Origin of the sequence: Enterobacter cloacae complex sp. P15RS (genome assembly GCF_014895905.1) — a bacterium.
GTDB lineage: Bacteria > Pseudomonadota > Gammaproteobacteria > Enterobacterales > Enterobacteriaceae > Enterobacter > Enterobacter quasihormaechei.
The window spans coordinates 197024-211732 of sequence record NZ_JADBQL010000007.1; the positions used below are offsets into that span (position 1 = coordinate 197024).

At 54.9% G+C, this 14709-nt stretch carries 14 protein-coding genes, 2 tRNA genes and 1 pseudogene; 5 read left to right on the top strand and 12 right to left on the bottom strand.

Annotated elements, in window-relative coordinates; all coding sequences use genetic code 11:
* Positions 1-178: 178 nt before the first annotated feature.
* Positions 179-1318: a glucans biosynthesis protein MdoC gene (gene mdoC / locus IM267_RS05205; RefSeq protein WP_193032942.1), complete on the top strand. Its 1140-nt coding sequence runs from the start codon at positions 179-181 to the stop codon at positions 1316-1318.
* 41 nt (positions 1319-1359) lie between these two features.
* Here the strand turns inward: mdoC and ymdB are convergent, their stop codons facing one another.
* The 7 genes and pseudogenes from ymdB to ghrA all read right to left on the bottom strand — a co-directional run bounded on the left by ymdB (position 1360) and on the right by ghrA (position 5605).
* On the bottom strand, positions 1360-1896 hold the full coding sequence (ymdB, locus tag IM267_RS05210; protein ID WP_193032943.1) for an O-acetyl-ADP-ribose deacetylase: 537 nt from the start codon (positions 1894-1896) through the stop codon (positions 1360-1362).
* Between the two features lie 80 nt (positions 1897-1976).
* Positions 1977-2297, bottom strand: a complete 321-nt coding sequence (locus IM267_RS05215; protein WP_107535097.1) for a type 1 fimbrial protein — start codon at positions 2295-2297, stop codon at positions 1977-1979.
* Between the two features lie 160 nt (positions 2298-2457).
* Positions 2458-2622: pseudogene (locus IM267_RS05220) on the bottom strand (curli assembly protein CsgC); the annotation flags it as partial.
* Between the two features lie 69 nt (positions 2623-2691).
* Complete coding sequence (locus IM267_RS05225; RefSeq protein WP_193032944.1) at positions 2692-3174, bottom strand: DUF1097 domain-containing protein; 483 nt, start codon at positions 3172-3174, stop codon at positions 2692-2694.
* Positions 3175-3270: 96 nt separating this feature from the next.
* Positions 3271-3825, bottom strand: a complete 555-nt coding sequence (locus IM267_RS05230; RefSeq protein ID WP_063449098.1) for a molecular chaperone — start codon at positions 3823-3825, stop codon at positions 3271-3273.
* Between the two features lie 19 nt (positions 3826-3844).
* Entirely contained in the window at positions 3845-4582 is a 738-nt protein-coding gene (locus IM267_RS05235; RefSeq protein WP_063866337.1) for a phosphatase, read from the bottom strand.
* Positions 4583-4666: 84 nt separating this feature from the next.
* A complete protein-coding gene (gene ghrA / locus IM267_RS05240) occupies positions 4667-5605 on the bottom strand; it encodes a glyoxylate/hydroxypyruvate reductase GhrA (RefSeq protein ID WP_193032945.1) in 939 nt (312 codons plus the stop codon).
* Between the two features lie 232 nt (positions 5606-5837).
* On the opposite strand from ghrA, the gene IM267_RS05245 reads away from it, so the two are divergent.
* Positions 5838-5925: transfer RNA gene (locus IM267_RS05245), tRNA-Ser, on the top strand.
* 130 nt (positions 5926-6055) lie between these two features.
* On the opposite strand, the gene IM267_RS05250 is transcribed toward IM267_RS05245, so the two are convergent.
* Positions 6056-6961: a LysR family transcriptional regulator gene (locus tag IM267_RS05250; RefSeq protein ID WP_131637200.1), complete on the bottom strand. Its 906-nt coding sequence runs from the start codon at positions 6959-6961 to the stop codon at positions 6056-6058.
* A 109-nt stretch (positions 6962-7070) separates the two neighbouring features.
* Here IM267_RS05250 and IM267_RS05255 point away from each other — a divergent pair, with 109 nt between their 5' ends.
* The 3 genes from IM267_RS05255 (at position 7071) to IM267_RS05265 (ending at position 8854) form a co-directional block, all read left to right on the top strand.
* Complete coding sequence (locus IM267_RS05255; RefSeq protein WP_193032946.1) at positions 7071-7931, top strand: pirin family protein; 861 nt, start codon at positions 7071-7073, stop codon at positions 7929-7931.
* A gap of 20 nt (positions 7932-7951) precedes the next feature.
* Positions 7952-8629 carry an isochorismatase family protein gene (locus IM267_RS05260; RefSeq protein ID WP_193032947.1) on the top strand — a complete coding sequence of 226 codons (678 nt, stop codon included), beginning with the start codon at positions 7952-7954 and terminating at the stop codon, positions 8627-8629.
* A gap of 137 nt (positions 8630-8766) precedes the next feature.
* Positions 8767-8854: transfer RNA gene (locus IM267_RS05265), tRNA-Ser, on the top strand.
* A gap of 210 nt (positions 8855-9064) precedes the next feature.
* Here the strand turns inward: IM267_RS05265 and IM267_RS05270 are convergent.
* The 4 genes from IM267_RS05270 to efeO all read right to left on the bottom strand — a co-directional run bounded on the left by IM267_RS05270 (position 9065) and on the right by efeO (position 14694).
* Positions 9065-10570 (bottom strand): sodium:alanine symporter family protein, encoded by a 1506-nt coding sequence (locus IM267_RS05270; RefSeq protein ID WP_193032948.1) that lies wholly within the window; start codon positions 10568-10570, stop codon positions 9065-9067.
* Positions 10571-10986: 416 nt separating this feature from the next.
* Positions 10987-11778, bottom strand: a complete 792-nt coding sequence (gene phoH / locus IM267_RS05275; RefSeq protein ID WP_172807014.1) for a phosphate starvation-inducible protein PhoH — start codon at positions 11776-11778, stop codon at positions 10987-10989.
* Positions 11779-12277: 499 nt separating this feature from the next.
* Entirely contained in the window at positions 12278-13561 is a 1284-nt protein-coding gene (gene efeB, locus IM267_RS05280) for an iron uptake transporter deferrochelatase/peroxidase subunit (protein ID WP_193032949.1), read from the bottom strand.
* 5 nt (positions 13562-13566) lie between these two features.
* Positions 13567-14694 (bottom strand): iron uptake system protein EfeO, encoded by a 1128-nt coding sequence (gene efeO / locus IM267_RS05285; protein ID WP_193032950.1) that lies wholly within the window; start codon positions 14692-14694, stop codon positions 13567-13569.
* Positions 14695-14709 lie beyond the last annotated feature (15 nt).

Genomic DNA, 14709 nt, shown 5'->3' on the forward strand with positions numbered 1-14709 from the left:
ATTATCACTGCTTTGTTCAGCTCGCTGGCTCATGGATTAAGCAAATGAAAGAACCCGCTTTTCACTTTGCGTGCTTATCCTGGAGACAGGGTGTCGGTCTTGGTGTAGGGTTGGCTCCGAATGTAACCATTATGAGCCTTAGGGATAAGGCGAAAAGTCTGAGAATGCGCAAAGTTATATGAGCACAACCCCTGTACAACGTGAATATTTCCTCGACTCGATCCGCGCATGGCTCATGCTATTGGGGATCCCTTTTCATATTTCACTGATTTATTCCAGCCACACCTGGCACGTGAACAGTCAGATGCCTTCCTGGTGGCTTACGCTGTTTAATGATTTTATTCATGCCTTCCGCATGCAGGTGTTTTTTGTCATTTCTGGATATTTCTCCTACATGCTCTTTTTGCGCTATCCCCTGAAGCGTTGGTGGAAAGTGCGCGTGGAGCGCGTGGGCATACCGATGTTGACGGCCATCCCGCTGCTGACGCTGCCGCAGTTCATTATGTTGCAGTATGTTAAAGGCAAGACGGAAACCTGGTCGAATCTCTCCCTTTATGAGAAATACAACACCCTGGTCTGGGAGCTGATTTCCCACCTCTGGTTCCTGCTGGTACTGGTGGTGTTAACCACGGTGAGCGTGCTGATCTTCAGCCGGCTGCGCCAGCGCGCGAGCTCAACATCCTCTGCCTTTTTCGCCAACATCACTCTGGGCAAGCTGTCGCTGCTGTTTCTTGCGCTGGGGATTGCGTATGCCGCCGTCAGGCGTACCCTGTTCATTGTCTATCCCCCTGTTCTGAGCGATGGGCTGTTTAATTTCGTGGTGATGCAGACGCTGTTCTACATTCCCTTCTTCCTGATTGGCGCGCTGGCGTTTATTCATCCGCGGCTTAAAGCGCTGTTTACCACCCCCTCCCCCTGGTGTGCAGTGGGTGCTGCGCTGGCCTTTGCAGCCTATCTTCTCAATCAGCGCTACGGCAGCGGGGACGCGTGGATGTATGAAACCGAGAGCGTAATAACGATGCTGATGGGCCTGTGGATGGTGAACGTGGTGTTCGCGCTGGGCCATCGGCTGCTGAATTTTAAATCCAGCCGCGTAACCTATTTCGTTAATGCTTCGCTGTTTATCTACCTGGTTCACCATCCGCTGACGCTGTTTTTCGGGGCATACATTACGCCGCATATTGCCTCGAATGCGCTGGGCTTCTTCGCCGGTCTGGTCTTTGTGGTTGGCATTGCCATCGTGCTGTATGAAATCCACCTGCGGATCCCGCTTTTGCGTTTCCTGTTTTCAGGCAAACCTCAGGTTAAAGCGGGATAACAAAACGGCGCCATCAGGGCGCCGTTTTTGCATCTCAAACATCAAAATAGCTGGCTGCGCTCGGTCAAAATCCGCTGATAGAGGTCGGCGGTGTGCTCGTCGAAACAGACAAAAATAACCTTTTCCGGCATGGGCTTAAGGGAAAGGTAGTGATAAACGGTATTCACGGCGATCGTTGCTGCCGCTTCCTTTGGATAACCGTAAACCCCCGTGCTGATGGCGGGAAACGCCAGGGTCTTATAGCCGTTATCGGCCGCAAGCCGCAGGCAGTTACGATACGCCTGCTCCAGAATCTCAGCTTCATGATGTTCGCCGCCGTGCCAGACGGGGCCAACGGTATGGATCACCGCTTTGGCCGGGAGATCCCCCGCCAGCGTAATGACGGCATGCCCCGGGGGGCACTCTCCCTGCTGCTGGCGCACGGTTTTGCATGCTTCCAGAAGCTGTGGGCCTGCGGCCCGGTGAATGGCGCCGTCCACTCCCCCTCCGCCCAGCAAGGAGGAATTGGCTGCGTTGACGATCACGTCAACGTGCACCGTCGTGATATCGCCATGAATAACGTCGATTTGCGGTCTCATAAACACCCTCTGCAACCCGCCCTTTTCTTAAGTGTATCGCAGAGGGAGAGTGAGAAAAACCGTCGTGAAAGAAACGGCTGCTAGCGGTAGTCCACCTGAACAACCGCGAGCGTTTTCTCTTCATTCAGGTATTTCATGGTGACAGCGGCCAGGTTTGAATGAGGATGATGTCCCCGGAGCGCCTCGTCATAACTGATGGTATGCGTTTTCATACGGTTATTTTCCGGGCAGGAAATCGCAAACTGCTGATGCTGAGGAGCGACTTCGCACGGATCGGCCACCACCGCGCCACGAAAATGAATAACCCCACCATTTTCAATGGTTGCGGAATAAGCCGGAGAAAGAAAAGAGGACAGGATCAGTCCCAGACCAGAAATAATACACGCTGCGGATTTGAACATTATTTGTACTCCTCAATGAAATTCGTCCATGAGGGGTAAAAACGCTCCGTTATGACCTGTGAAGTATCAATTCAAGCAACCCGATTACCGGGTTCTTGATATCAGCATAGCTTACCTGCGCAGCGCCGCCACTTTAATAAATGATTGATTTCATGAATGATTAAAGCGTACTGGCCGGTGCATTCCACTGCTGCGATAAATGGAGCGAATTTTCATCAGAAACGGTGACAATCATTTTTACCGCATCCCCTGAGTAAATATTTAAACCGATCCGCGTTAAATCAATCGGCTGATTAACGGGTATAAGAAGGGTATTTTTCTGCCGCGCCGCCGCCGAACTGTTTTACGTTGATCGACAGTGCAACAAAAAGGCGAGATTTCCGTCTCGCCTTTTTTATTCACTTACCGCCGAAACGTTCTGGCTCTTCTCGCGTCGGGCTGCCAGCCAGAGGCCGCTGTTCTTCATGGCATAGCCAAACAGTAAACCCAGCATGAGTGAAGGAACCACCAGCTTCCAGTCCCCCTGCCCTGCAAAGGTCGCGCAGGCGCCCATGAACGTGCCAGGCACAAAGGATAGCAGCAGATGTTTTGCCTGAACGCACATCAGGAAGGCCACAATACCGGTCATGACGTAACCCAGGATTTCCATATGCGGTGCCAGCGCGCTGCCTTTCATAATGACCAGCGCCCAGACCACGCCACTTAGCAACGTGCAGCCTGAAATAAACAGCCCTTTGAGACCACCCTGCGGGCAGGCGAAGTAGGCCGTGCAGCCAAGGAAACCGGCCCAGCTCAACAAACCGAGCGACACCGCCACCCAACCCCAGAGGCCGGAAAGGATGCCAGTCGTGAGTGCAATACAAAGTAATATATTCATGGTGCGCATCTTAGCAGATGCGCACCCGGGAAATGAGATCGGAAGCACATTACGTGCAAGTTGAAATGTATCGTTGCAGAATTTTTGTGATCTAAATCACTCTTCGTTCTCTTCTTCCAGCTCATCCCACATGGCAGCGATAGCGTCACGCGTCAGCGGAGCCAGCGTTCTCCAGAATGGTGACGTTGCGTGCGCTTCCACTTTGCCCAGGAAGGTTCCAACCCACGGCAGGAGATACGTTTCGAACAGGGTTTCAATCGCCTCGTTCTCATCGTCACCAGCATTATCTTCAATCCATGAGGCCGCCAGCAGCAGCGTACCGATATGATCGGCTGGCATATCCGTCAGCGGCATACCGCGTTCTGAGAGAAATGCCCGCACTTCCGCTTCGGTTGCCCCTTCCTGCCAGGCAGAACGATACGGCGACACGCGACACTCTTCTCCCACGAACAGCGCGTTGTAATCGGTGGAAATCTGCTGCATATCGCAGCTTTTTTGCAAGCGTTCCAGCAGCTCATCCTGTTCCAGCGGCCAGTTCTGCGCCAGCTTACCTTCACGGATCAGGGTAAACAGTGGAACCAGAAGCGGATCCTGCGGCTGGCGGTAATATAAGGTGCCCAGCACGCGGCAAAGGATGGAAAACTCATTCATGTTTTTATTCCATTAGTCATTAAAGATCGGCAAATTCATCAATCGGCGCCATGCCGCGCGACTCAAGGAAGTCGAGCATACGACGCGGCGTGACGTTCAGGATGCGTTCTTCCGGGAAATCCACGTCCTGCAATATTTTCAGGCATTCGCTGAAATCACCCAGCGTAAAGGCCGTGTGAGAATCAGAGCCCAGCGCCACCATTCCGCCTGCGTCACGCACGGCAGCCGCCACGTCCCGACAGTTGGCTTCACTGCCCTTACGCGAGTGAACGAACGAAGAGTTGTTGATCTCCAGCGCCACGCGGTGCTTCGCCGCCGCCTGCGCCACGGCCTGAATATCAATCGGGTATTTAGGGTTGCCCGGGTGGCTGATAATGTGCACGTTGCCGCTGGCGATGGTGGCAATCATCGCTGCGGTGTTGGTCTCTTTATCCTGCGGCGCAAAAACCGGCTCATGGAAACCGGCGAGGATCAGATCTAACGAGGTCAGCATCGGGCCGGTGCAGTCAATTTCACCGTCGGTATTTTTGATGTTCGCTTCGATGCCGCGCAGTATCCCGATACCGTCCACCAGACGTGGCCAGATACGCATATTCACAAAATGCCAGTAGTGCGGCGCATCCGCCATATCCGGGCCGTGATCGGTGATCGCAAACAGTTTGATGCCTTTCAGCTTCGCCTGAGCGATATAATCATGGAGGTTACTGTAAGCGTGAGTACTGGCGACGGTGTGCATATGCAGGTCAACGGGATACATCTTTCTCTCCTCTGCGGTTTTTCCAAAGGATAGCAGTTATCAGCGGCGAATATTAGCAAAAACCCGGCGAACGCCGGGTTTATCTCAGTAGCCTCGCTGTCTGTCGACCTGTCCGGTCACCGCGTTGCCCTTCTCTATTTCGCTGATGGTATGCGAGATGTACGCCACGGCCTCCGCCGGTCGCGTCACGGCCGCAATATGGGGCGTCATCGCCACGCGAGGGTGAGCCCAGAGCGGGCTTTCTGTCGGCAGCGGTTCGCGGCTATAGACATCGAGCATTGCGCCTTTCAGCTTACCGCTGTCCAGCGCTTTCAGCAGATCGTCTTCCACCACGTGCACCCCGCGCGCCAGGTTCATTAAGTAGCTATCGTCTGCCAGCTGGTTGAGGAGCGCGCCATTGATTATGCCCACCGTTTCCGCGGTATTCGGCAGCAGGTTAATGAGTACCCGTGTCTCTTTCAGGAACGCCGGAAGTTCATCCATTCCCGCAAAGCTCTCGACGCCCGGATAATCCTTACGGCTGCGGCTCCAGCAGCGCAGCGGGAAGCCCCACGGGGCGAGCGCTTCTGCGACTTTCGAGCCCAGGACGCCTGCACCGAGGATGCCGATGGTGAAATCTTCACGCTGATAATCCGGGAGCGGTTCCCAGTGGGACTGCTGCTTAAAGGCCTGATAATCGTCGAAGCGGCGGAACCAGTGCAGCACCTGACTCACGGCATATTCCTGCATCTGCTGTCCCATACCGGTATCCTCCAGTCGGAACAGGGGAATAGTTTCCGGCAGCATTTCAGGGTGAGCCTTCAGCTTGCTCAGGATGGAGTCTACCCCCGCACCGAGGGCAAACACCGCCTTCAAACGGCGGCCCTGTAGCATTTCGACCGGGGGATGCCAGACCAGCGCGTAGTCGGCATGTTCATTATCGCCCCGCTTCCATTCGCGAACGCGTGCGCCAGGCAGTGCCGCCGTGAGCGCGTTGATCCAGTAAGCCGTATCAAAAGTGGGGTGATAGAAGATAATATCCATAGTCATTCCTGCCTTTTATTGCGCTGTTTTATTTTCATTTTCAACTGGATTGCCAGCATAACAAATTTATCGGCGAACCGCGTTGCTGATAAAAGAGGCGCTTTTCGCACATTTCGGAATCAGGTTGCCTGAAGTTTGTATAAACGCGCTAAATTACTGAAAAAGTGGGTTGACGGCAGTACGGCTTTTCCTTACATTAGCGCCCGTCCCGGCAATAACGGGATGACAATATGGTGAGGTGTCCGAGTGGCTGAAGGAGCACGCCTGGAAAGTGTGTATACGGCAACGTATCGGGGGTTCGAATCCCCCCCTCACCGCCATATTTAAGATGAGAGCTCGTACGAAAGTACGGGCTTTTTTCTTTTATATTCTCCGCAAGGGGATTCGAACTTTGCTTCCTCTGCGGTGAATGTGTCGGGTGGCGCTTCGCTTACCCGCCCTACAGGGACTTTACTCCTCCACCATCCGTGCGTACTCTTCGGTGAGAAAATCCACCAGCGTCCTGACCGACGGCAGCAAACCTCGTCTGGAAGGATACACCGCATGGATCACCTCCCGTTTGGGTTCCCACGCATTTAGCACTCGTATAAGTTCACCTGACGCCAGCTGATCCTTCACCATCAAAATGGGCAGCTGCACCAGGCCTACCCCCGCCATCGCCGCTTCCCGCAGCGCCAGCATATCGGTGGTCACCAGGCGCGGCGTGAAGTGAACTTCTGCTTTCGCGCCTTCCGGCCCGCTTAACTCCCACTTATGCAGATGCTTACCCGCGCCCATGCTTAAACCCGGCCATGCGCTGAGTTCAGAAGGCGCCGTCGGGTTGCCCATCCGTTCCAGCAGTGCCGGCCCGGCAACCAGACAGTGTCCCCTGTCCGCCAGTACCCTTAATACCAGATCGCTGTCATCAAACGGGCGCGGACGAACGCGGATCGCCACGTCCACCCCCTCCGCCACGAGATCCACCCGGCGGTTGGTCGCTTCGAGCTGGAGGTTGATCCCCGGATAGCGCGCCATAAACCTCGCCAGCATCGGCCCCACGTGAACGTGCAGCAGGGTCACGGGGCAGGTGATCCTGACCATACCGCGCGGTTCAGCCTGTAAAGCCGCTACCGCCTCCTCCGCCGCTTCGGCCTCAACCAGCATGGCTTTACAGTGCTGGTAGAACGTTTGCCCCACCTCTGTCACCGTAAACTGCCGCGTGGTTCGCTGTATCAGCCGAACGCCCAGGCGTTCTTCCAGCTGCGCGATCCGACGGCTTAGTTTTGACTTAGGCTGATCGAGCGCCCGACCTGCCGCCGCAAAGCCGCCATGCTCCACCACCTTCACAAACCATACGAAATCATTGAGATCCTGCATACGCCTCCATTGTTCCATTTCAGGAACAGTGAATGTCATTTTCGCTATCTACCGGGATATTAACCGTGAATATAAGCTAATTACATCAACAGAACATCAGGAGTTAATCATGAAAAACGTAACAGGCGTCTATACCGCCCCTCGTCCGCACTGGGTCGGTGACGGTTTCCCGGTTCGTTCAATGTTTTCTTACCAGACGCACGGCGAACCGCTGAGCCCGTTCCTGCTGCTGGACTATGCCGGTCCGTACACCTTTCCGGCGGACGGCGCGAAACGCGGGGTGGGCGAGCATCCTCATCGCGGTTTTGAAACGGTGACCATCGTTTACTCGGGCGAAGTGGAGCACCGTGATTCCACCGGCAGAGGCGGCGTAATCGGCCCGGGCGACGTGCAGTGGATGACGGCAGGCGCCGGCATTTTGCACGAAGAGTTCCACTCCAGCGCGTTCTCGCAGAAAGGCGGTGAACTGAAAATGATGCAGCTGTGGGTCAACCTGCCCGCCAGGGACAAAATGGCGACGCCAGGCTACCAGAGCATCACTAAAGCGGATATCCCGGTGATCTCCCTGCCGGATAACAGCGGAACATTGCGCGTGATTGCTGGCCGCTTTGACGAAGTCACCGGCCCGGCGCATACCTTCTCACCGCTGAACGTGTGGGATCTCGCGCTGCACCAGGGCAGCCACCTGACGCTCAATCAGCCCGAAGGCTGGAGCACGGCGCTGGTTGTACTTGAGGGGAGCGTGACGGTGAACGGCACTACGCCCGCCGGTGAGGCGCAGCTGGTCGTGTTGAGTCAGAGCGGTGACAAACTGCATCTCGAAGCCAGCAGCGATGCCAAAGTGCTGCTGATGGCCGGTGAGCCGCTGAATGAACCGATTGTGGGCTACGGCCCGTTTGTGATGAACAGTAAAACTGAGATCGCCGAAGCTATTCGCGATTTTAACTCCGGCCGCTTTGGCCAGATCTAAACCTGATAAAGGAGAGCATTATGTCTACACCTGCTAACTTCAACGGTGCGCGTCCCGTTATTGACGTTAATGATGCCGTTATGCTGCTTATCGATCACCAGAGCGGGCTGTTCCAGACCGTTGGCGATATGCCGATGCCTGAGCTGCGCGCCCGTGCGGCGGCGCTGGCAAAAATCGCCACGCTGGCGGAGATCCCGGTGATCACCACGGCGTCGGTTCCACAGGGGCCGAACGGCCCGCTTATTCCGGAGATCCACGCCAACGCGCCGAACGCCCAGTACGTTGCACGCAAAGGTGAGATCAACGCCTGGGATAACCCGGAGTTTGTGGCGGCGGTAAAAGCCACCGGGCGTAAAACGTTGATTATCGCCGGTACGATCACCAGCGTCTGCATGGCATTTCCGTCTATCAGCGCGGTGGCGGACGGATATAAAGTGTTTGCGGTGATTGATGCCTCCGGCACGTACAGCAAAATGGCGCAGGAAATCACCCTGGCACGCGTGGTACAGGCAGGCGTGGTGCCGATGGACACGGCAGCCGTTGCCTCCGAAATTCAGCGGACATGGAATCGTGAAGATGCGGCGGCGTGGGCGGAAGTCTACACCCATATCTTCCCGGCCTATCAGCTGCTGATCGAAAGCTACGGCAAAGCGCAGGAGGTGGTGAAAAACAGCGAAGTGCTCGATTCGCAGCGTTAATCCTGCGCGGTGCGCCATAAGCTGATTAAGGCTTAACCGAACAGGCACGAATGCAGAAAATCTGCTTGACCGCTTTCGCGCAACTCCCTATAGTAGCGCCCCGTTGCCCCCCAAGCGGTCAGGCAGCAAAACAATATGGTGAGGTGTCCGAGTGGCTGAAGGAGCACGCCTGGAAAGTGTGTATACGGCAACGTATCGGGGGTTCGAATCCCCCCCTCACCGCCATATTCAAGATAAGAGCCCGTACGAAAGTACGGGCTTTTTTCTTTTCTATTCTCTGCAAGGGGGGGATGAGAACCCCCGACCGGGTTAGACAACTGGCGCAGCCAGTTGGACAGACTGAGAGCGAAGCGAGTCAACCCCCCCGGGGCAGACTGAGCCGGCTCACCTATAAAAGAAAGCCCGTACAAAGTACGGGCCCGTCTTAACCATTCCTCAGCTATTCAGCTTTCCAGCCGGTTGCTTTCCCTCGGGAGCAGGACTCTGGCCGCTATTCAAACCCTCTTCATCCCTGCGCTCCTCCAGCCAGTAATCGGCATTTTTTAACCCAAGCCGAACCGGGTCAAACTGGGGATCCAACCCCTGCGCGTTCTGGGTTTCATAGTCTTTCAGGCTGGCAAACGCTTTTTTATGCAACAGAACAATGGCGATAATGTTGAGCCATGCCATCAGCCCTACCCCAATATCGCCTAATCCCCATGCCAGATCCGCAGTGCGGACGGTGCCATAGACGGTGGAAGCCATCAGACATAATTTCAGCAGGAACGTCAGCCACGGGCGGTGAATTTTACGGTTGATGTAGGCGATATTGGTTTCAGCGATGTAGTAGTAGGCAATGATTGTGGTGAAGGCGAAGAAGAACAGCGCGATGGCAACAAAGTAATTACCAAAGCCAGGCATCATACTTTCCATCGCCGTCTGCACATAGCCAGGACCGGCCGCCACGCCAGCAATACCGGTATAGAGGGCAGCACCGTCGACACCCTGGACGTTATACAGCCCGGTAATCAACAGCATAAAGCCGGTCGCGGAGCAGACAAACAGCGTGTCGATATAAACGGAGAACGCCTGAACCAGCCCCTGCTTCACCGGATGGCTTACGGCCGCCGCGGATGAAGCATGCGGCCCGGTACCCTGCGCCGCTTCGTTAGAATAGACGCCGCGCTTCACGCCCCACATGATAGCCTGGCCCAGAATAGCGCCAAAGCCAGCTTCAAGCCCGAAAGCGCTTTTCCAGATCAGCAGAATAACCGCGGGAAGCTGATCGATATTGATAGCGATAATCACGCAGGCGACAATAATATAGCCCAGCGCCATAAACGGAACCACCATACTGCTAAAACTGGCGATCCTTTTCACGCCACCAAAAATAATAAAACTTAACAACAGGGCAAGTAATGCCGCCGTGACGTTCGGACTCAGGCCAAAGGCAATATCCAGACTCGCACCAATAGAGTTTGCCTGCACGCCTGGCAGTAATAATCCGCAGGAGAAAATGGTTACGATAGCAAATAACCATGCGTACCACTTCACGCCTAACCCTTTTTCAATATAAAAGGCAGGGCCGCCACGATATTCGCCGTTAATTTTTTCTTTATAAACCTGACCTAAGGTGGATTCGACAAAAGCAGAACTGGCCCCTAAAAAAGCCACTACCCACATCCAGAAAAGCGCACCCGGCCCACCAAAAGTAATAGCGGTCGCTACCCCCGCGATATTCCCCGTCCCCACGCGACCGGCCAGCGTCATCGTCAGCGCCTGAAACGATGATACGCCTGCCTCGGTAGGGCGTCCCTCAAACATCAGGGTAATCATATGTTTAATATGGCGTAATTGCAGAAAGCGACTACGTAGTGAGAAATAGAGGCCGACACCCAGACATAAAAATATTAACGCCGGGCTCCAGATAACACCGTTAATTGCACTAACCAGTTCGTTCATGTATGACCCTCAGCGTGATGTTCCAGAGGAAACGCTCCCCCGGCGTGTTTCTTGTTAGAATTTTGTTTGAACAAGTACGAAACATAGATAATTACCCAGAAGACACCAACTTAATTTTTGCTGCTTAGTCATGTTCTGTGACAACATTCACGTTTGATTTTAACGAACAATTAGCGCGATCATTATATTCATAGATATTTTGTGGGTATTATAAATACATATCACACTTTTTCTTTTTGTATAAAAAACGCGCATAAGTAATGGGCGGTAATATTATTAATACCGCAAAACGATTTCTAAATCCCGTTGAATGCTATAGGAAATAAATATGATTCAAACAAACGTCACTGTTTCAGTGGGAATAAACGAAGCTTCCCGGCATGACGCCGGGAAGAAATGGCTTAAAAAGAATGATCTTAATCGGAATAGACTTCCAGCGTGCGTTGACACAGCGCTGAGCGGACGCAGTCTTCTTTTGTGAAGCGGACCACCCCAATCATTTCATCTTCCGCAAAACGTGACATGGCATCGCTGAGGCCGGACTTCACGCCCGACGGCAGGTCACACTGGGTAATATCGCCGTTGACGATCACCGTCACGTTCTCCCCGAGGCGCGTTAAAAACATCTTCATTTGCGCAGCGGTCACATTCTGAGCCTCGTCGAGAATAACGACCGCATTTTCAAATGTACGTCCGCGCATATAGGCGAACGGCGCGATTTCCACCTTGCCAATCTCTGGTCGCAGGCAGTACTGCATAAAGGAAGCGCCCAGCCGCTTCACCAGCACGTCATAGACGGGCCTGAAGTATGGGGCAAACTTCTCCGAAATATCGCCGGGCAGGAAGCCCAGATCTTCATCAGCTTGCAGTACCGGACGGGTAACGATGATCCTTTCCACGTCCTTATGAATCAGCGCCTCCGCCGCTTTGGCGGCACTGATCCAGGTTTTCCCGCATCCGGCTTCACCGGTTGCAAAGATGAGCTGTTTACTCTCGATAGCATTCAGGTAGTGCGCCTGAGCCTCATTGCGCGCCACAATTGGCGATGCGTCGCGGCTGTCCCGCGCCATGCCAATGGATTCTACGCCGCTCATCTGCACAAGCGAGGTGACCGATTCTTCTTCACGCTGTTTATGGCTACGTGAATCCCGTCTCAGCACACGTTTTGCTTCACGACGAGCTTTGATCACTGCTTTTTGTCTTCCCATGGATAGCACCTTGAGTTGTTGGTATTCATCACACGCGCCAGCATCGGCACGATTATGCGCACGAACATCAGAGGGTTGGCTTCCTTGTAAGCCATTGCTTGCATTACCGGATGACGATACAGAACGGCTACGCGCACCGCTATGCACGTCGGTCGAAACAGGTTCTTGAGGTGAAGGAGAGAATTTAGTGGTGAGGAAATCGCTGCCGGAGTCTGAGCCTCCGCGCCGGGTACTGCGGTTGTTGTGTTTACCTTGTCCAGTACAGGACGCAACCATTCGCGATCTCCATAGTGAGTAACATCACTGCCGGGAACTACCGCTGTCTTATCTTAAGTACATCAGGGATTATCATAAATGCAACATTTATTTTACCTGAATGCAACTTTTCAGACTGCCCCTACATGGAAAATCAGTCTCATATAGAAATATTACAGAAATATAACAATAAGATAGTCCAGGAAAAAAATAATGTCCCCGCGAACTGTCGCAGGGACGATTATCAGGCTTCTATCAGACCCTGAGCGAGCCAGGCGTTCGCGTCGCGCGCTCCGGGCAGAGCAAAGAAATAGCCGCCGCCGATGGGCTTAATGTACTCCTCCAGCGCTTCGCCGTTCAGCCGCTTCTGCACGGTGAGAAATCCTTTTTCCAGGTCATGCTGATAGCAGACAAACAGCAGCCCCATATCAAGCTGACCGGAGTGGGTCACACCCAGCGAGTAGCTGTAACCCCTTCGCATCATCAGGCTGGATTGCGTCTCCCGGGTGCGAGGATTGGCGAGACGAATATGGCTGTCCAGGGCGATGACATCGCCGTTTGGATCGCGCGTGTAGTCGGGTTCATCGTGCTCATGCTTCATGCCGAGCGGCGCCCCGGTTTGCTTATCGCGACCGAAAATTGTCTGCTGCTCTTTCAGCGGCGTGCGGTCCCAGAACTCCACGTGGAACTGGATAATGCGCACCGCCTGGTAGCTGCCGCCCACGGCCCAGGCCGGTTCGCCCTGATCCGCCGTCACCCAGACCACGTTTTTCATCAGCGCGGCATTGCTGCTGTCCGGGTTGGCGGTGCCGTCTTTGAAGCCCAGCAGGTTCACCGGCGTCTCTTTCCCTTTACTGCGCGCGGCGTGGTCAGAGATAAATCCTTCCCGCTTCCAGCGCACGCTGAGCAGATCCGGCGTGTGTTTGATGATATCGCGCAGGGCGTGGATCACCGTATCCTGCGTATTGGCGCAAATCTGCAACAGCACATCGCCGTGGCACAGCGCCGCGTCGAGAGAGTCATTGGGAAAACGCGTCATTTTTTGCAGCGCTTTCGGCTTCTGCTTTGCCAGGCCGTAGCGGTCATCAAACAGCGATTCCCCCACCGACACGGTGATGGTCAGGTTATCGGGAGCAATAAACGCCCCAAGGATCCCGGAATCCATCGGTGGCAGGCGCGGATTTGGTGTTTCCGGCGCCGGACCGCCCGCGGTGAGGAAGGCAATGCGCGTGGTCAGCAGCCTGAACAGACGCTCCAGGTCGGCCTTATCGCTCGCCAGCGAATCGAAAGCCACCAGCATCATCGAGGCCTGCTGCGGCGTCAAAATCCCTGCCTGGTGCTCGCCATAAAACGGCTGCGTCTCCCTGCGCGCATCCGGCGACAGCGTGCCGGGCGCGCTCTGCGGTTTCGCCGCCTGCGCCACCGGGCAACCTCCCGCCAGGGCAAACGCGCCGCCCAGCGCCCCTACCCCTTTTAACAACCGACGCCGTGAAGGTTCAGCGACGTCGTACTCGTCATGCTTGTTCATCGTGCTTAGTCCAGACCCAGAACGCCGCGCAGCAGAGAGAGATCTTCCGCCAGCGTTGTAATCGGGCCTTTCAGCGCGTTACGGTCGGCTTCGGTCAGCTTGTCGTAGGTTTCGAACCTGTCTTTGGTGCGGTACTTCGCCAGGATGGTATCGACCTTTTTGAAGTTGGCATCCACTTTCGCCAGCAGCTCGCCGTTCTCTTTTTGCAGCTGAGGCCGCAGCAGATCGACAATTTTCTGCGCGCCGTCAACGTTCGCCTGGAAGTCCCACAGGTCGGTGTGGCTGTAGCGATCTTCCTCACCGCTGATTTTGCTTGCGGCCACTTCTTCAATCAGGCCCGCCGCGCCGCCCACCACTTTCGACGGCGGGAAGGCCAGCTCGCTGATGCGCTTTTGCAGCTCCAGCACGTCGGTGTTCAGCTGAGCGGCATATTTCTCCATTCCTTTGGTGGAATTATCGCCAAACAGCGCTTTTTCCAGACGGTGGAAGCCGGTGAATTTCGGATCGGCGGCCTTCTGCTCGTAGTCGTCTTCGCGGGCATCAATGCTGCCGTCGAGATCGGAGAACAGCTCGGCAATCGGCTCGATGCGCTCGTAGTGCTGACGGGTAGGTGCATACAGCGATTTCGCTTTTTCGATATCGCCCGCTTTCACCGCGTCGGTAAAGGCTTGGGTGCCCGCCACCAGGTCCGCCGTCTCTTTAGTGACGTAGGCTTTATAGGCGGTAATGGCGTCGCCAAGGCTTAACAGCGCCGTGCCTTTGGCCGCGTCTGCCGTCGCTGCGCCTTTGACGATCAGCTTACCTTTCGGGTTCGTCAGCAGGCCGCAGGTCATATCATATTCGCCCGGCTGTAGATTGGCGGTCATCTTCTGGCTGAAGCCCGGCGCGATATTTTCGCGCTCTTCCACCACCATCACGCCTTTCAGGATCTCCCACTCCAGCGCCTTCTGGCTGTGGTTCTGAATAATAAACTGGGTTTTACCGCTGTTAACCGTGATGGTCATCGGCTCGCACTGTTTATCGTTGACGGTAACTTTTACCTGCGGGATATCTGCTGCCTGAGCGGCGAAGGCAGACACGAACAGCGCGGCAATGCCTGCGCCTGACGCACTACGACGGAACTGACTGGTCATGACTCTTCCCTTAAA